At 69.6% G+C, this 17,485-nt stretch carries 15 protein-coding genes; 10 read left to right on the top strand and 5 right to left on the bottom strand.

Features of this window, described 5'->3' with window-relative positions; all coding sequences use genetic code 11:
- The 3 genes from MFF42_RS04650 to MFF42_RS04640 all read left to right on the top strand — a co-directional run.
- On the top strand, window positions 1-539 hold a 539-nt coding region (locus MFF42_RS04650), incomplete at its 5' end, for a hypothetical protein (RefSeq protein ID WP_238254716.1).
- Complete coding sequence (locus tag MFF42_RS04645) at window positions 536-811, top strand: hypothetical protein (RefSeq protein WP_017483086.1); 276 nt, start codon at window positions 536-538, stop codon at window positions 809-811. The genes MFF42_RS04650 and MFF42_RS04645, both read left to right, overlap by 4 nt.
- Before the next feature lie 88 nt (window positions 812-899).
- Window positions 900-1,466, top strand: a complete 567-nt coding sequence (locus MFF42_RS04640) for a hypothetical protein (protein WP_157228086.1) — start codon at window positions 900-902, stop codon at window positions 1,464-1,466.
- Here the strand turns inward: MFF42_RS04640 and MFF42_RS04635 are convergent.
- The 3 genes from MFF42_RS04635 to MFF42_RS04625 all read right to left on the bottom strand — a co-directional run bounded on the left by MFF42_RS04635 (window position 1,463) and on the right by MFF42_RS04625 (window position 4,374).
- Entirely contained in the window at window positions 1,463-2,005 is a 543-nt protein-coding gene (locus MFF42_RS04635; RefSeq protein ID WP_238254715.1) for a metallophosphoesterase family protein, read from the bottom strand. The genes MFF42_RS04640 and MFF42_RS04635 overlap by 4 nt on opposite strands.
- A gap of 232 nt (window positions 2,006-2,237) precedes the next feature.
- A complete protein-coding gene (locus MFF42_RS04630) occupies window positions 2,238-3,734 on the bottom strand; it encodes a tyrosine-type recombinase/integrase (protein ID WP_017483083.1) in 1,497 nt (498 codons plus the stop codon).
- A gap of 229 nt (window positions 3,735-3,963) precedes the next feature.
- Complete coding sequence (locus tag MFF42_RS04625; protein ID WP_238254714.1) at window positions 3,964-4,374, bottom strand: hypothetical protein; 411 nt, start codon at window positions 4,372-4,374, stop codon at window positions 3,964-3,966.
- 503 nt (window positions 4,375-4,877) lie between these two features.
- Between MFF42_RS04625 and MFF42_RS04620 the strand changes: the two genes are divergently transcribed.
- Window positions 4,878-6,530, top strand: coding sequence for a right-handed parallel beta-helix repeat-containing protein (locus MFF42_RS04620; RefSeq protein ID WP_238254713.1), 1,653 nt, complete (start codon window positions 4,878-4,880; stop codon window positions 6,528-6,530).
- A 457-nt stretch (window positions 6,531-6,987) separates the two neighbouring features.
- Window positions 6,988-7,329 carry a hypothetical protein gene (locus MFF42_RS04615; protein WP_238254712.1) on the top strand — a complete coding sequence of 114 codons (342 nt, stop codon included), beginning with the start codon at window positions 6,988-6,990 and terminating at the stop codon, window positions 7,327-7,329.
- A 116-nt stretch (window positions 7,330-7,445) separates the two neighbouring features.
- Here the strand turns inward: MFF42_RS04615 and MFF42_RS04610 are convergent, their stop codons facing one another.
- Complete coding sequence (locus tag MFF42_RS04610) at window positions 7,446-8,738, bottom strand: MFS transporter (RefSeq protein ID WP_238254711.1); 1,293 nt, start codon at window positions 8,736-8,738, stop codon at window positions 7,446-7,448.
- A gap of 330 nt (window positions 8,739-9,068) precedes the next feature.
- Between MFF42_RS04610 and MFF42_RS04605 the strand changes: the two genes are divergently transcribed.
- The 4 genes from MFF42_RS04605 to MFF42_RS04590 all read left to right on the top strand — a co-directional run bounded on the left by MFF42_RS04605 (window position 9,069) and on the right by MFF42_RS04590 (window position 15,708).
- The gene (locus tag MFF42_RS04605; protein WP_238254710.1) at window positions 9,069-9,572 is read left to right on the top strand and encodes a YciE/YciF ferroxidase family protein; all 504 of its coding nucleotides are present in this window, start codon (window positions 9,069-9,071) and stop codon (window positions 9,570-9,572) included.
- A 692-nt stretch (window positions 9,573-10,264) separates the two neighbouring features.
- The gene (locus MFF42_RS04600; RefSeq protein ID WP_238254709.1) at window positions 10,265-11,761 is read left to right on the top strand and encodes a protein adenylyltransferase SelO; all 1,497 of its coding nucleotides are present in this window, start codon (window positions 10,265-10,267) and stop codon (window positions 11,759-11,761) included.
- Between the two features lie 179 nt (window positions 11,762-11,940).
- Window positions 11,941-13,599 carry a methyl-accepting chemotaxis protein gene (locus MFF42_RS04595; RefSeq protein ID WP_238254708.1) on the top strand — a complete coding sequence of 553 codons (1,659 nt, stop codon included), beginning with the start codon at window positions 11,941-11,943 and terminating at the stop codon, window positions 13,597-13,599.
- Between the two features lie 333 nt (window positions 13,600-13,932).
- Window positions 13,933-15,708: an acetolactate synthase 3 large subunit gene (locus tag MFF42_RS04590; RefSeq protein ID WP_238254707.1), complete on the top strand. Its 1,776-nt coding sequence runs from the start codon at window positions 13,933-13,935 to the stop codon at window positions 15,706-15,708.
- Window positions 15,709-15,780: 72 nt separating this feature from the next.
- Here the strand turns inward: MFF42_RS04590 and MFF42_RS04585 are convergent, their stop codons facing one another.
- Window positions 15,781-16,659, bottom strand: coding sequence for a methyltransferase domain-containing protein (locus MFF42_RS04585; RefSeq protein WP_238254706.1), 879 nt, complete (start codon window positions 16,657-16,659; stop codon window positions 15,781-15,783).
- Between the two features lie 127 nt (window positions 16,660-16,786).
- Here MFF42_RS04585 and ilvN point away from each other — a divergent pair, with 127 nt between their 5' ends.
- Window positions 16,787-17,329, top strand: coding sequence for an acetolactate synthase small subunit (gene ilvN, locus MFF42_RS04580; protein WP_238254705.1), 543 nt, complete (start codon window positions 16,787-16,789; stop codon window positions 17,327-17,329).
- Window positions 17,330-17,485 lie beyond the last annotated feature (156 nt).

The following is a 17,485-nucleotide window of genomic DNA, read 5'->3' as shown; positions in this document are numbered from 1 at the left end:
CGCGACCTGCTCATGCAGGCGAGGTGAGCATGGCCGCCGTCACCGCCCCCGCCTTCACCCGGCCGATCCGCCGCCGCATCCGGTGGGGCTACGGCCGCACGGTCATCCGGCCGGGCCACAGCGACCTGGCCGGGCTGCGCCGGTTCCCGGTCGAGACGTGGCACCCGATGAACGTCATCCTCGCGCCGCTCCCGGACCCGTGGCGCGAGGACCTCTACCTCTCCTCGCCCCTCCGCGACGCCACGCCGGCATGGGCCGCGCGCGTCACGGACGACGAGACCGGCGACCTCGTCGGCCTGCTCGTCGAGACGCCGCCCGGCGCCTGGCCCGCCCACGCCTGGCACCGGGGCGAGCTCGCCGCCGACGGCCACGCCGCGGGAGCCGGGGGCGGCCGCTACGCCGCCGTCGACCGGGAAGCGCGCCTCATCGTCGGCGAGTGCGCGGTGAGCCTGGACTCGGCCCTCGACGCGCTGTGCCGGACCGTGCGCCGCCGGCGCGAGACCCCCGAGGACCTCGCCGCGCTGGAGGGACTGCAATGACGCCCGCCGACCTCGCCCCCGCCGGCCGCCTGCTCTCGGGCAGCGACGAAGAGTGGAAGCGCCCGCTCGCCCGGATGCTCGGCGCCATGCACCCCGACGGCCCCCGCGAGAGCCTGGATCCCCGCGGCGTCGACCGCTGGGCGTCGGGCGCCCGCGAGATCCCCGGATGGGTCGGGCCCGCCGTCGCGCGCCTGCTCACGGACCTAGCGGACAGCCTGGAATTCGAGGCGGCCGCCGCTCGCGCCGTGGCGGTTAGGGTTGCCGCGGGTTGAACGAGCCTCATCGCATTTGACGCGATTCCCGACGGGTCGATTCACGCGCGCCTGCTACGCCGTCCCCGTCGAGAGCGAGGAGGGCGGCATGCCTGAGGATTACACGGTCGAATGGCCGAAGGTGCCCGGGGCTAAGTATATGCACCTCGCCGACATCGGCTGGGGCTGGTGGCGGCCCATGCCGGTCGTGCTCGAAGAACACAGCGATCCTTGGGCGCACCGGCTCTACGCGCAGAGCCGACTGCCACAGGCAGTGCATCCCGAGCGCCGCCCACGGCAGGGCCTCCTCGTCCTCAACCCGGACCCGGCCCTCGACCAGAGGGAGCGTGAGCTCGCGCTCATCCTCCGCATGCCCCGAGACCCGCCGGGTGAAGAGCACCGGCTCCGATACCGTTGCCTGTACCTCGACGACCGCCATCCCGACCCGGGGATGCCGTGGGAGGACTGGCTCGTCGATAACCGGCGTTGGATCGCCATACGGTCGGACTGGCGGGTCGTTCGCGCGACGACGACCCGCGCCGAGGCCATCCGACATGCCCTCCAACCGCACCGGAAGTGGGTGTCATCGCCGGCCCCGGAGCGGGAGGCCGAGCCCGAGGGCGAGGACCTGGTCGAGCTCGGGATCGTCGCCGAGGCTCATCTCGGGCGGGGCTAGCCCCTGTTCCGCGCCCGGGCGACCTCCTCCGGCACGGTGTCGCTCAGGGCCATCGCATCCACGATGTTCGAGAGCGACACCGGCCGGTAGCTCCAGACGTCGACGCCTACGTCGCAGGACTGCGTCGTGCCCGGCAGCGTGCCGTGCACGTGCCCGTACAGGTGCAGGCTGCCCCGGAACGCCCGCGGCCAGCTACGCATGGGATAGTGGCACAGCACCAGGTGCCGCCCCTCGACCGAGATCTCGCGGATCCCGTCGTGCTGCTCCGCCCAGGGGAGCTTGCGCGACCGCTTGTCGTGGTTGCCAGCGACGAGGCACTTGCGCCCGTGCAGCCGGCGGAAGATGCGCTCGGCCGCCTCGGCCGGGCCCAAGGCGAAGTCGCCCACGTGGTAGACGGTGTCGGCGGGCCGGACGGTCGCGTTCCAGGCCTCGACCAGCGACGCGTCGTGCTCGGCGATGGACGAGAACGGGCGCCGGCAGGCCGGGATGACCCCGGCGTGCAGGAAATGCGTGTCGGCGGTGAACCAGGTGTCGGGCACGGAGGCCTCCAAAAATCGGAGGCCGGCGTCGCGCGCTCAGGGCCTCCGGGATGTCGGGACGGGCGGCGGGGCCCAGGGTTTTCGGGACATCGGGAAGGTCTCAGGCGGGGCAGGAATCGTGACGATCGCAGCTCGCGGCGTGGCGGTCCAGCGCGGGCTCGCGGCAGGGTGAACGAATGCCTGGCCGGGGCGGTCTGGTGGGACAAACCTAAGGCGGATCCGGGATTCTGCCTTAGGTTTGTACCGTGGGCTCCCTCCCCTTCTGCCTAGCGCGTGCAGCCAGGAACCCGGCCCGCACCTCGTCGAGGTCGAACTTCGCCTTGCCGGCGTGCTCCTCGACTAGGTCCCACCACGCCCTCATCGCGGGCCGCTTCAGGTCCATGCGGTCGTCGTCGACGTAGTGCCGCTCGGACACGTTGCCCGACGCGACGCCCTCGGCGTGGTCGATGATCATGTCCAGGACCGACGGCGCCAGGCCCAGGGCCCGGCGGCCATGCGAGCGCAGGGCGCGGCGCAGGTCGTGCGGGCTAGTGTCGACCGGGAGCGCCGCGAGCAGGTGCGTCAGCGCCGATTCGGACAGGTAGCCGACCGGCGCGCCGGCGCGGCGCGGCCGCATCCCCGGGAACAGCCACGGCCCCTCCCCGAACTGCCCCCGGACCGCCGCCCAGACCGGCGGCGGCAGCGGCACCGCGTGGTGCGCCTGCGCCCGGCCCGTCTCGCCCGTCTTGCGCCGCACGGGCGGCAGGCGCCACACGCCCCAGCCATCGCCGGCATCGGAGAACTCGTCGAGCCGGGCGGACACGATGGCGTGCCGGCGCTGGACCGTCGCGACCAGGAGCAGCACCGCGGCGGCCAGGCGAGGGTCGAGCAGGTCGGTGCGGGCGAGCGCCACGAGCAGCCCGACGCGCTCCATCGTCGGCCAGCGCACCTGCTGCCGCGGCGCCTCGCCCTCGCGCGCCTTCGGGCGCTTGGGCCGCTGCAGGTCGTCGAGGTGGCCCTTGGCGACGCCGCTGTCCCGCCTCGGCCCCGGCGTCGCAAGCCAGCCGTAGAAGTGGCGCAGCCGCACGAACAGGGCCTCGGCCTGGCGGTGGTGCGAGCGGTTCTTCGCGGCCAGCACCGTCGCCAGGTCGTCGGGCGTGACGGCCGCCACCGGCATGCCGGCGAACCGCTTGAGGACGGGGTGGCGCAGGTTCTTGCGCGCGTCTTCGTGGGCGGCCTTGCGCCACTCGGGCTCGTGGGCGGCGAGGTAGGCGGCGACGGCCTGATCGTACGTCCAGCCCCGGGGCCGCGGCGGGGGCGCGGGCGTCGGGTGGTGGTAGACGTTCTTCGGGAACACCTCCTCGATCCGCATGAGGCCGAGCTCGGCCAGGCGCCGGTTGAGCCAGAGCAGGGTCGGCCAGCCGTTGCCGGAGCGAAGCAGGTCCATGGCCTCCCCGGCGACCTGGCGGGCCTGGGCGACGGTCAGCCGCTCCACCGGCCCGAGGTCAAGGCGTACCGTCCTCTTGAGGCGCTCCGCCTTCCAGCCCCACGATATCGTCCGGGGCGAGACCCGCAGCAGCAGGCCCGGGGCGCGCAGGTCGCGGACGTCGACGGCCGGCACGCCGGGGCGCTGCTCCTCCCGGCACCGGGTGATGAATGTCCCCGTGATGTCGACCGGCCCGCGGGGCGGCCAGTCGATCCGGGCGCGGGCCGGTGCGGCCTTCTTCGCAGCGGGCTTGGCGCGGGCCATTTGGGCGGGATTCCTTGGGCGGCTTTGGGCGGGGCCGCGAAAATCACCCGGCCGGGGCCCGCCGTCGAGGGAAAACCGCCGCCGCTGGCTAAGTCCCTGTGGATGCTCGCGGAAGTTAACGCCCGTTAGCTACACGTTCCTGGCACCAGAAGCCGCCCAAAACCGGTCGGGAAGCTGACTCTTAATCAGCGGGTCCTAGGTTCGAACCCTAGTGCGCCCACCAAACACTTCAAGCACGCGATTTATAGTCTGCTTGACCATCCGCCGTGATGGCTCGCGCCGAGTCCAGCTCGGCGATCCTCTCATCGATCGCCGCTCGGCAAGAAGCGTGTACGCTGGAAGCGGGGGCATGCCGTTGTGCCGACGACGCAGCGCTGAGCGTCAGGCCGCCCTGATCGATGGTCACGCGCCAGCTCCGGATAGCGCCGTCCCGGGCCGACAGGGCGGCGACGCACCGGTCCATGAAATCGAGGCGGGCCGAGTCACTTCCGGACACCGTCCTCAGGGCGGCGCAGATGAGATCGGTCTCTTCGCGCGTGAGCCAGACCGTCGATGTTCCGAAGCCCTGACGTTCGGCCTCCATCATCTCCCGCGAGAGCCGGGCCGCCAACGTCTCGCGAGCCGAGCGCGGATCGGTCACGGGCGATCTTCCCTGCATCCGGTTCGCCCCCTCTCCTGCCGGCTGCCGGGATGTGTCGATGGCCGCGATCACCTGGGACGTTCGGCGCATCTCATCTCCACCGGCTTCCGCTCATCAACGCGGTCGGATCGTCCGAGATGCCGCGTCCGCGCCGATCCGTTCGATTCCATGCGCGGGTGATCGTCCCCCTCGGGGTCGTCGTCGCTCCGGCCGCCCGATCATCCCTCACGGTGTCGTCACGAGGCGATGCGCCGGAGCGTCGCGCCATCGGACCGTCGCAAACAACGTGATGACGATCCGCAACGAGAGCATGGCGTCCAGACCGCGCAGAGCGAGACGTCGCCCCGGCCTCGGCCCCGACCGGACGACGCGGAGGCATCGATCGGTCACCGGTACTGCCGATCCCGGCACCGTGGCTGCCGCAGAGGCGCCATCGAAACCGGTACGATGGATCCGGCGATCCTGCTCCGGCGCAAGGCGCCCATCCGGTGAAATCCTCTTCGATGAAGCGACTTTTCCTGATCACAGCAGCCTGCCTCGCTGTGTCGGCCTCCGCCTTCGCCCAGGCCATCGCGGTGCCGCCGAAGGGGGAGCGCGGCAACGCCGATATCACGGCTGGCGACGCCACGCGGCTCGGACGGCGCGAGGCCGGCAAGACCATCATCACGCCCGACACGCTGCAGATCCTCGGCTCCGGCTCGACCGGTGACGCCTCCACCCTGAGCGTCGCTCCGTCTATCGGCGGAGCCCCGCGGGCGCTGAAGGACCTGCTGTCGAACGAGACCTACGCGGCGAATTTCGGCGTCGTGGCCGATGACGGGCTCGACGATGGTCCCGCGCTTCGGGAAGCTCTGCGGGCCGCACAGATGCGCGGCACGCGTCTTCGCCTGCCGCCCGGCGTCATCACGGTCTGCCCGGATCCCGGCGACGCGGAAGCCCTTCTTCGGGTCACCAGCCTGGTCGAGATCGCCGGAGCCTCGCGTGGATCCCGCATCGAGCCGTGTGAGGCGGCCGGCGGTCGCGCCGTCATCTTGGTCAAACCTTTGGCCAATGCCGGCGGCATCCGTGGTGCGGTCCTGCGCGATTTCTCGATCGGTAAACTCGGCCTCAAGAGGTTCGGCGGCGACGGCATCCGCATCGACACCACGAACCGGAACGGCTTCGTCGCCAAGCTGCTCGTCGAGAATGTCAGCATCGCAGATGCCGGGCCCGGCAAGTGGGCCGTGCATCACACCAACGATCCCGCTGCCGCGACCGGCAATCAGACCGGGGGCCTGTTCGCGTCGACCTTCAGGGACAACGATTTCTTCGGCGGCATGAAATTCGAGCAGACCGGCGACAGCAACAATATCGAGCGAAACATCATCACCGGTCCCAACGTGGGAATCGACTACCAGGCGATCGTCGGCGCGGCGACCCATCGCATCACCGGCAACAACATCACGGCCATGGGCGGCGCGATCATCGTCAGGAACACGCAGCAGGTGAAAATCACCGAGAACCAGCTCGAAATGCCCGGCTCCTACACTGGATCACAGGCAAGTCCAGCCATGATCCTGATCGAAAACGTGGCTGACTGGGTCGTGGCCGACAACAACATCAATGCTGGCGACAAAGCCGACATCGTGGTGGCCCGCAACAACGCCCGGGGCGGTCGTGTCGGACCCAACACGGTCTCTTACGCGTCGGGCCATTACTTGTACCGGGCAACGGGCTCTCCGGGAAACTCGGTCGAGCGGCAGCACTCGGAGATCATCGCAGGCATTGAATCGACCGGGCGCAGCTCGGTCTCGATCGATCCGGGGTCGATCACCCTCGGCGTCTGGCAACCGCTGGTCATTCTCAACGGCTGGAGCGCAGGTCGAGACAAGAACTTTCGCCAGGGATTGTGGTGGATGCCGATGCCCGACGGATCGATCCGGCTGTCGGGGACTATTCAGGGCGGATCGATTACGGCGGGAACGGCGATCGCCACGTTTCCCGGCAACTATCGTCCGCCGCTCGCTCATCGGCTTCCGGTGCTGACATTGACCGGAGCCGGCGCGTGGCAGCTTGGCGTCCTGACGGCCGATGTGGCCGGCAATCTCGGCGTTCAGAACCTTCCGGCAAACACGCTCGTCCAATTCGACGGGACGAGCTTCTCGATCCGGCCCTGATGTCGGGAGACCCGGACGGCTTCCGCTTCGATGCCCGGAAACCTTTTGGAGCTAGTGGGCCGGCACGTTGAGGGGCCGACCCACCAGCCGCTGGCCCGACAGTATCAGCGCAGCTGCCGCACTTCACGGAGTCGGGACCTTCATTGTCAAGCTTCTGATGCCGCAACTGGCCAAATCGTGATGACGCACCGGCCGCATCGTACTCCGCGCCACCGTGCTGATGCTGCCTACTGGCCCAGCTTCTCACCTCGCCGCAACCGGCGCCCGCTCGGCCGCCGTTGGGTTCGCCGTCTCGCGCGTCGGTCCACCCCTCGCGCGACGCTCGTTTCGGCTGTTCACATGGCGCGTGTTTCGGGCCGATTCCTCAAATCGAACGGATCGCGTGCACGGGCTGGCAAGCTCGGCGTCGTAGAACGAGGCCATGCACTTGCCTGACTCCGAATTCCGATTGATCGGTGTGGCTGCCGCCCTGGGCGGCCTGCTGGTGACGATGTTCGCGGGTCAGCCCTCGATCGCGTCGCTGAGCTGGGGATGCCTGGGGCTCGCCCTGTTCGGAGTCTCCCGGTTGATGCCGCGTCCGCGGAGCAAGGACGTGCCGAAGCTCGCCCTCGACGCGCTGGCGGTGCAGCCCACCGATACTGCCGAAGGCACGGAGCTCGATGCGCCGGTGGACCCGAAGCCGGGCGATCTCCACGCCGTGCTCCAACGCAAGGTGCGCGTCCAACGTCCTTCCAGCCCGATGATCGTCTCATCCGTCCTGCCGCCGTCCCGCGCCTCGCGATCGCCCTCGACGCCCTGACCGCGCCGGCGCGCCGCTCCTCCGGGGATGAAGGCGTCGTCTCCGTCGGGTCGATCGGTCGGATCGCATCTCCTCGCCTTCCCGTTCCCCCTTCCTTCCCCACCGCGCCTTGGCCCTCAGGCGTTTTCGGCCGCTCCGCTCGAAGCCATGTCCCGGTTCGAGTCGCGGCCGAGGCGCAGGATCGCCAATCCCGCGAGGATCAGGACGACGGCGACCGCAGTCAATCCGTCATCGAAGCGCCCGGTGGCGTCGCGGACCCAGCCCATGAGGGCGGGCCCGGCAAAGCCGCCGAGACTGCCGAGCGCATTGATCAGCGCGATGCCGCCCGCGGCCGCCGTTCCGGTGAGCAGCCGGGTCGGTAGGGTCCAGAAGGTCGGCAGTGCCGCGAACACGCCCAGCGCCGCCGCGCTCAGCGCGACGATGGTGAGGAGCGGTGTGCCGACCTGGCTCGCGGCGATGAGGGCGAGGCCCGCGGCGACCGTCGGAAGGGCGACGTGGCGGACCCGCTCGCCCTTGCGGTCGGACCGCCGCGTCCAGGCGAACATCCCCGCCGCCGAGACGATGTACGGGATGGCGGTGACGAACCCCGTCGCCGTCGTCGTGAAGCCGAAGCCGCTCACGATCTGCGGCAGCCACAGGCCGACCGCGTAGAGCCCGGTGCTAAGCCCGAAATAGACGAGCCCGAGCCCGAGCACCCGCGGATCCCGCAGCGCGCTGCCGAGATGCGCCGTCCGGTCGGGCCGTGAGCGATGATCCTCCGCCATCCGCGCGACGAGGCGCGCCCTCTCCTCGGCGGTCAGCCAGTCGGCGCGTTCGGGCCGGTCGGTGAGCACGAACAGCGTCGCGAGGCCGAGAACGAGGCTCGGCGCGGCTTCGAGGATGTAGAGCCACTGCCACCCGGAGAGGCCGAGCCAGCCGTCGGTCCCGCTCATCACGAGGGTCGAGAGCGGCGCGCCGATGGCAGCCGAGAGCGGCACCGCCATCATGAAGGTGCCGACGATGCCCGCGCGCTGCGCGGCGGGAAACCAGTAGGTCAGGTAGAGGATGATGCCGGGGAAGAAGCCGGCCTCGGCGAGGCCGAGGAGGACGCGGACGAGGTAGAACGACCATTCGCCGACCACGAAGGCGGTCGAGGCGGAGATCAGCGACCACGTCACCATGATCCGCGCGATCGAGATCCGCGCCCCGACCCGTTCCAGGATGAGGTTGCTCGGAACCTCGAAGGCGACGTAGCCGAGGAAGAACAGACCCGCCCCGAAGCCGTAGGCCGTGGCCGACAGGCCGATATCGCGGTTCATGGTGAGGGCGGCGAAGCCGACATTCACCCGATCGAGATAGGCGAAGAAGTAGCACAGCATCAGGAAGGGCAGCAGGCGTCGCGCCACCTTGCCCGTGAGCGCATCCGCCATTCCGTCGTCCCGCCCTTTGCTGAGCTTTCCGGCCCTTCGAGCGCGGTCCTCCAGGGTTCGGACGCCCCGCGCGCGGCCCTCGTAACGAACTTGCCGGTAGCCGGATAGGAGGTGCCTCAGTTCGAAAGGCACCGGGCCGATCATCACCGGCCGGACGGGAACCGTCGTGACGCCTGCTACCGTCCGGCGCTCGGACAACGTGAAGGGAAGCTCGCGCGGTTCCGGTCTGCGGCGCGGCCGGTCGTTCGGAACCGGCACCGTCCGGCCCGGCTTCTCCTGTGACGGGGCCTGCTCCCCTATGGCCCCCGGACATCGTCACAGGAGGACGCCATGGGTCTGTTCACGAAGGACATCAAGTCGCTGGACGACCTCTTCGTGCACACGTTGCAGGACATCTATTACGCCGAGAACCAGATCACCAAGGCTCTGCCGACGATGATCGGGAAGGCGACGAACGCCCAGTTGCGCCAGGGTTTCGAGACGCACCTGCGGGAGACCGAAGGGCAGATCAAGCGCCTGGAACAGGTGTTCGAGATGCACGGCCACAAGCCGAAGGCGGTCAATTGTCCGGCGATCGACGGCATCATCAAGGAGGCCAACGAGACCGCTGGCGAGGTCGCCGACAAGGAGGTGCTCGACGCGGCCCTGCTCGCGGCGGCGCAGGCCGTGGAGCATTACGAGATCGCCCGCTATGGCACCCTGGTCGCCTGGGCCAAGAGGCTCGGCCGGGACGATTGCGCCGCCGTGCTCCAGCAGACGCTCGACGAGGAGAAGGCGACCGACCAGAAGCTCACGGCGCTGGCCGAGAGCCGGGTGAACCAGAAGGCGGCCTGATCATGGTTGGGCGGGAGCGTCCCGGTTTCGACGATCGCCCCAAGCCTCCCGCGCGAGGCCCCGTCCCAGATCTCGAGCGCCCCCGATCCGATCCACAGCCCGGCCCGCATCCCGCCTCCGCCGAGCGAGGATGAGCCCCGGCCCACGAAGAGGGTCGGGAGCGGCTGAGCCGTGACCCCTCGCGCTGCCGGTCGGCCGGCATCCGTCCGAAGGACCGATGTCGGCCGACCGAGAAGCGTAGAGCCGGTTTGACCGGCTCGTCCGATCAAATCCCCTCATCCTGAGGTGCTGCGAAGCAGCCTCGAAGAAGGGTTCCAGACGTCGCGAGATACCGGGAGCCCTCCTTCGAGGCTCCGCTTCGCTCCGCACCTCAGGATGAGGGGCAGGACTGGAACAATCGCGGCTTCGATGCGGCTCGGTGTCAAACAGATCGGTCAAACAGTCTCTGAAACCCTTCCGTCCCGGCCGATCCCCCTGCGTCCGCGCCCTCGTTCACCATCCCGCAGGCGAACCTCGACGCTCCATCCCTCGGCCTCGCGAACCGCGCGCTCTTCCGACAGCCAAGGTGCGCCGGATAGAAGGGCGGCCTCGCGGATCGCTCCGCCCGAGCCGCGAGGCCGGGGCGTGGACCTTGCGCCCGTCCTCGCCGTTCCCTCTGTTCTGTTTCGAGTCTCCTCGCACCGGTTCCGCCGATGACCGCTCTCTTTCCCTTCGACAACAGCTACGCACGCCTGCCCGGCCGCTTCTTCGCGCGGATCGCGCCGACGCCGGTGGAGGCGCCGAGACTTGTGCGGCTGAACCGGACGCTCGCCAGCGATCTCGGCCTCGATCCCGCGCGGCTCGAAAGTCCCGAGGGTCTCGAGATCCTGGCCGGGCGACGCGTTCCGGAGGGGGCCGAGCCGATCGCGACCGCCTATGCCGGGCACCAGTTCGGACAGTTCGTGCCGCAACTCGGCGACGGGCGCGCCATCCTGCTCGGCGAGGTCGTCGGTCGCGACGGCCGCCGACGCGACATCCAGCTCAAGGGAGCCGGGCCGACCCCGTTTTCCCGCCGCGGCGACGGGCGCGCCGCCCTCGGGCCGGTGCTGCGGGAATACCTCGTCAGCGAGGCCATGCACGCCCTCGGCATTCCGACGACCCGTGCCCTCGCCGCGGTCACCACCGGAGAGCAAGTGATCCGCGAGACGGTGCTGCCCGGCGCCGTCCTGACCCGGGTCGCGTCGAGCCATATCCGGGTCGGCTCGTTTCAGTTCTTCGCCGCCCGCGGCGACGTCGAGGGCCTGCGTGCGCTCGCGGACCACGCGATCGCGCGCCACGATCCGGCGGCGGCCGACGCCGAGAACCCCTACCGTGCCCTGCTCGAAGGCGTGATCCGGCGCCAGGCCGAGCTGGTGGCCCGCTGGCTCTCCGTCGGTTTCATCCACGGCGTGATGAACACCGACAACATGTCGATCGCCGGTGAGACCATCGATTACGGTCCCTGCGCCTTCCTCGACACCTACGATCCGGCCACCGCCTTCAGCTCCATCGACCGGCACGGGCGCTACGCCTACGGCAACCAGCCGCGGATCGCCCTGTGGAACCTCACCCGGCTCGCGGAAGCCCTGCTGCCGCTCCTGTCGGACGACGAGACGCGGGCGGTCGCCGAGGCCGAGGCTGCCTTGTCCGGCTTCGCCGCGAGTTTCGAGGCGGCCTATCACGGCGGCCTGAACCGCAAGCTCGGGCTCGCCACGACCCGCGACGGCAATGCCTCCCTCGCCGGGGATCTCCTGAAGGCCATGGCCGAGAACGAGGCCGACTTCACCCTCACCTTCCGGCGGCTCGGCGATGCCGTGCCGGAACCGGGGAGCGGTTGCGAGCCGGCGGCAGCGGAGGCGGTGCGGAGCCTGTTCATCGACCCGACCGCCTACGATCGCTGGGCCGAGCGCTGGCACGGCCGGCTCGCCGAGGAGCCCGGGACGGCCGCTGAGCGGAGGCGGATGATGCGGACGGCCAATCCGGCCTTCATCCCGCGCAATCATCGCGTGGAGGCGATGATCGAGGCTGCGGTCGAACGGCAGGATTACGCGCCGTTCGAAACGTTGCTGACGGTTCTGTCACGCCCCTACGACGATCAGCCGGACTTCGCGCACTACGCCGAAGCGCCGGAGGGCGGGGGACGCGGCTATCGCACGTTCTGCGGAACTTGAGAAAGAATTCTTTCCTTGCACTATCTCGTCAGTCGCAAGACGTCAGGAATATAAATTCCACATCACATGTCGGCGATGCGTCGTCGGCCGATTTCTCTGAAGTCAATCCTTCGGTAAGGATGCGCCCTTAACCCAATCCCTGATCCATCTTCTTCTGCGATGTGCTCGGGGATTTCATCATGGCGAACACCGTTCGCTCGCGCCAGACGGTTCGATTGTCGCTTGCTGCCCGTGTTGCCCTGCTCGGCAGCCTCTTCGTCCTGGTCGCAACGCTGGCCGTCGGCAGCTATCTGCTGCTCGAGGCAAGGACGGTGATGCACGCCCGCGCCGCCGACGCTCTGGACAGCAGCATGCGCCTGCTCCGGGCCGGCATGGATCGCGACATCTCCGGACAAAGCGCGGATCCCAGCACCGCCGTCGATCGCGTCGAGAGCGTCACCGGGGGCACCGCGACCGTCTTCACGGGCGAGGTCCGGACCGCCACCACCGTGCGCAAGGCCGACGGCAGCCGCGCCGTCGGCACCCGGCTCGCGCCCGGTCCGGTCCACGATACGGTGCTGGGCAGCGGCAAGACCTATCGCGGCGAGGCGGACATCCTCGGCACGCCCTACCTGACGCTCTACGAGCCGATCCTAGGCGCCGACGGGCACGTCACCGGCATCCTCTATGTCGGCCTGAAGCGGGCCGAGGTCCTGGCCGGGCTCGACCGGATGACCCGTCAGGCCATGCTGGTGGGCGGCGGGATGCTCGTCGCGGCGATGGCCCTGCTGTGGCTCGCCATCCGCCGGACGCTGCGTCCCCTCGACGGCCTCGGGCACACGATGACGCGGCTGGCCGAGGGCGATGTCGCGGCAGAGGTGCCGGGTCTCGGCCGTCGGGACGAGATCGGCGGCATGGCCGCCGCGGTGCAGGTGTTCAAGGAGAGCCTGATCCGCACCCGTGAACTCGAACGGGAGAGCGCCCTGGCCCGCGCCGCCTCCGAGGACGAGCGCAAGCGGGCGCTGGGCGCCATCGCCGAAGGGTTCGAACAGGCCGTCGGCGGCATTGTCGGCATGGTCGCTTCCTCCGCCACGGAGCTGCAGGTCACCGCCGACACCATGGCGGCCACCGCGCGGCAGACGGCGAGCCGCTCGGGTCACGTCGCCGGAGCGGCCGAGGAAGCCGCGTCGAATGTCAGGACCGTGGCGGCGGCGGCGGAGCAGCTCGGCGCCTCGGTGCAGGAGATCGGCCGTCAGGTCGCCAACTCGTCGGACCTCGCCGCCAGCGCCGTCTCGGAGGCCGATCGCACCGCGATCCTGGTCCACGAACTCGACGCCGTCGTGAGCCGGATCGGCGACGTGGTGGGCCTGATCGCGACCATCGCCGGCCAGACCAACCTGCTGGCCCTCAATGCCACCATCGAGGCCGCCCGCGCCGGCGAGGCCGGCCGGGGCTTCGCGGTCGTCGCGGCCGAGGTCAAGGAACTCGCCAACCAGACCGCACGGGCGACGGAAGAGATTTCGAGCCAGATCGGTCGCGTCCAGGGGGCGACCGGGCAGGCGGTCACGGCCATCGGCGGTATCACCTCCCGCATCCGCGAGATCAGCGACGTCGCCAACGGCATCGCGGCGGCGGTCGAGGAGCAGGGTGCGGCGACGCAGGAAATCGTGCGCAACGTCGCCCAGGCCGCGACCGGAACCGGCGCCGTCACGTCGAACATCGCCGGCGTGGCGCGGGCCTCCGAGGAGACGGGCGCGGCGGCGGCCCAGGTGCTCGCCTCGGCCTCGGAGCTGTCGCGGCAATCGGAGCATCTCAGCGCCGAGGTGGCCCGTTTCCTGGGTACCGTGCGGGCGGCCTGAAGGAGAAGGGCGGCGGCGCTGCGAAATGTTTCGCGCTTCGCCGCCTCGAATACGAGAACGGCGGATTGACGAGAGGGTGCGTATCGCTTACTCCGCGCCACTCACTTGCTGACAGGCCCTCGCCAGAAGTCGGCGAGGAAGCGGCGAACGGATCGACGATGCGCACGGTTCTTATCGTAGTGGAAGCGCCACGGACGGGGCGGGCTTGATCTAAGCCCGACAGGCCCGGTCGGTGGCGCATGCAGGGTCCCCTAGGGGCCCTTTTTTATTGCGCGAAATCCAACGGGCCGGCATGCGGATCGGAACACGAAGAACGGATTGATGGAGGAGTCGATGAGCGGCGAGGTCATGACCGGGGCCCAGATGGTCATCCGGGCGTTCCAGGATCAGGGCGTGGACACCCTGTTCGGCTATCCGGGCGGTGCCGTGCTTCCGATCTACGACGCGCTCTTCGACGAGACCACGATCAATCACGTGCTGGTGCGCCACGAGCAGGGCGCGGTCCACGCGGCCGAGGGCTATGCCCGCTCCTCCGGCAAGGTCGGCGTCGTCCTCGTCACTTCCGGCCCGGGTGCGACCAACATCATCACCGGCCTGACCGACGCGATGCTGGATTCGATCCCGCTCGTCGCCGTCACCGGCCAAGTCCCGACGCACCTGATCGGCTCGGACGCGTTCCAGGAATGCGACACCGTCGGCATCACCCGGCACTGCACCAAGCACAACTACCTCGTCAAATCGATCGAGGACCTGCCGCGCATCCTGCACGAGGCGTTCTACGTCGCGAGCCATGGGCGCCCCGGCCCGGTCGTCATCGACCTGCCGAAGGACGTGCAGTTCGCCACCGGCGTCTACGAGCGCCCGAGCCATAGCGGCCACAAGACCTACAACCCGCCGGTCAAGGGCGACCCGGAGAAGATCCGGGCCGCGGTCGAGCTGATGGCCGGCGCGCGCCGTCCGGTCTTCTACACCGGCGGCGGGGTCATCAATTCGGGGCCGGAAGCCTCGCGACTGCTGCGCGAGCTGGTCGCCGAGACGGGCTTCCCGGTCACCTCGACCCTGATGGGGCTCGGCGCCTTCCCGGCCTCCGACGACAAGTTCCTCGGGATGCTCGGCATGCACGGCACCTACGAGGCCAACCTCGCGATGCACGATTGCGACGTGATGATCTGCATCGGCGCGCGCTTCGACGACCGCATCACCGGCCGCCTCGACGCCTTCGCGCCGTATTCCAAGAAGATCCACGTCGATGTCGACGCCTCGTCGATCAACAAGGTCGTCAAGGTCGATGTCGGCATCCTCGGCGATTGCGCCGCGGTGCTGGAGGAGATGCTCGCCCAGTGGCGCGCCCTGCCGAAGCAGCCGGACAAGGCGCGGATGGAGGACTGGTTCAACAAGATCAGCCGCTGGAAGTCGCGCGACTGCCTCGCCTACTGGCCCTCGGGCACGATCATCAAGCCGCAATACGCGGTCCAGCGCCTCTACGAGGCGTGCAAGGACCGCAAGACCTTCATCACCACGGAGGTCGGCCAGCACCAGATGTGGGCGGCGCAGTATTTCAAGTTCGATGAGCCGAACCGCTGGATGACGAGCGGTGGCCTCGGCACCATGGGCTACGGCCTGCCGGCGGCGATCGGCACGCAGCTCGCCAACCCGGACGGCCTCGTCATCGACATCGCGGGCGAAGCCTCGATCCTGATGAACATGCAGGAGATGTCGACGGCGGTGCAGTACCGGCTGCCGGTCAAGATCTTCATCCTGAACAACGAGTACATGGGCATGGTGCGCCAGTGGCAGGAGCTGCTGCACGGCTCGCGCTACTCGCAGAGCTACTCGGAGAGCCTGCCGGACTTCGTGAAGCTCGCCGAGGCCTACGGCGCCAAGGGCATCCGCTGCGAGAAGCCGGGCGAGCTCGACGCGGCGATCCAGGAGATGCTGGCCTATGACGGGCCGGTGATCTTCGACTGCGTCGTCGACAAGACCGAGAACTGCTTCCCGATGATCCCGTCGGGCAAGGCGCACAACGAGATGCTGCTCTCCGACTATCTCGGCGAGACCGGGGTCGAGCTTGGCGACGTCATCTCGGCCGAGGGCAAGATGCTGGTCTGACCGGACCGGCATCCCGTCTCGCGGCACGGAGCCATGGACCGGACGCTTCGATCGGCGGGGTCGGGCCTTCCCTCAGCGGAAGGCCCGGCGCCAGCGCCGCGGGAGCCGCAGGGCGAGTCGCTGCGGCCAGCGCGGTCGCGGCAGCGCGTCGTGGCGGCGCGGATCGAGGCGCGGCACCGTCGCGGCGCGTTCCGCCGCCGTCCGGTCGGTGCGCTTGCGCAGGAGCACGAAGAACTCGCTCTCCCATGGGCGCGTCGGCTCCAGCGCCGCGCACTCGAACGGCAGCAGGTCGAGGCCGATCAGCTCCGCGAGGATGTCGGCGAAGCTGCAGGGCGTGAACACCGCGCAATGCACATCGACCGACGCGCCGGTCTCGGCGATGCCGGCGGCGATGGACAGGGCCTCCGTCGGACCGCCGCTGATCGGCTTCAACGGCACGGGTCTGCCCTTCCAGACCGCACTCGCCTCGACCGGGCTCGCCCGGGCGAAATGCTCGTAGACGATGGCGACCGGCGGTTTGCGCAGGCCGGCGAGATGGGCGGCGACCAGCGCGCCGGCCGTCGTCGGCCTGCGGAAATGGTCGAAGGTAAAGCGCTTGTCGGGCACGATGAGGCAGAACACGCCGCTCTCCCGCAGGGCGTCGCCGGCCTCGCGCAGCCAGCCGATGGCGTTCGGGACGTGTTCGACGACGTGCGAGGCCACGATGTAATCGACCGGCCCGCGCGGACCGAGGGCGTCCGCCAGACCGCCCTCCCCCAGCACGACGTCGACGGGAACGATGCCGTCGGTGCCGACGGGGCCGAGGGTGGGATGGCCGTCGTACTGGCGGCGCAGCGCGTCCGTCGGCAGATGGTCGGCGTAGAGCACGTCGCCCTCGTCCTTGCGGATGAGGGGGTTCGTCAGGGGGCCGATCTCGACGCCGGTTCGGCCCTGCGGCAGGACAAAATTCAAGACACGCTGGCGCCGATCCATGGCGCGGCCGGTATCACGCCACCGGCAGGTGGGTCCAGCACCGGGGTGCTGACCGCAGGTGGCGCAAGCGCGATCGAGCAAAGATCCAGTTGAGGGACGCCAGACCATGAACGCGATGAACACGCACTACCCCGAGCCGACGCGGATCGAGTCCGTCAACCGCCACACCCTGGCGGTCATCGTCGATAACGAGCCCGGCGCGCTCGCCCGCATCGCCGGCCTGTTCTCCGGCCGCGGCTACAACATCGAGAGCCTGACCGTCTCGGAGACGGAAGAGGCGCGCCACCTCTCGCGCATCACCATCGTCACCACCGGCACCAATGCGGTCATCGACCAGATCAAGGCGCAGCTCGACCGCCTCGTGCCGGTCCACCGCGTCGTCGACCTGACGCTGCAGGGGCAGGCCCTGGAGCGGGAGCTGTGCCTCGTGAAGGTGGCCGGCACCGGCGAGCACCGGAGCGAGGCCCTGCGCCTCGCCGCCGCCTTCGGCGCCCGCACCCTCGACGCCACGCTGAACTCCTTCGTGTTCGAGCTCACCGGCTCGACCGAGGAGATCGACCGCTTCATCCGCCTGCTCTCGGTGATCGGCCTCGTGGAGATCTCCCGCACGGGCATCGCCGCCATGGGCCGCGGCGCGGAGCCGCTGTAACGGGCCTTTCGGGCCGGATCGCGCTATACTGGGCCGACTTCGGGAGAAGGATGTCTCCGATGGAAGCCAAGGTGGTGCGCTGGGGCGACGATCTCGCCGTGAGACTGTCGGCCGACGAGGTCCGGCAGCTCGGCGTGCGCGAGGGCGAGGTGGTGG

The sequence above is a fragment of the Methylorubrum podarium genome, assembly GCF_022179745.1.
Lineage (GTDB): Bacteria > Pseudomonadota > Alphaproteobacteria > Rhizobiales > Beijerinckiaceae > Methylobacterium > Methylobacterium podarium.
The sequence above is the reverse complement of the archived record's forward strand: the minus strand, read 5'-3'. Positions and strand labels throughout refer to the sequence as shown.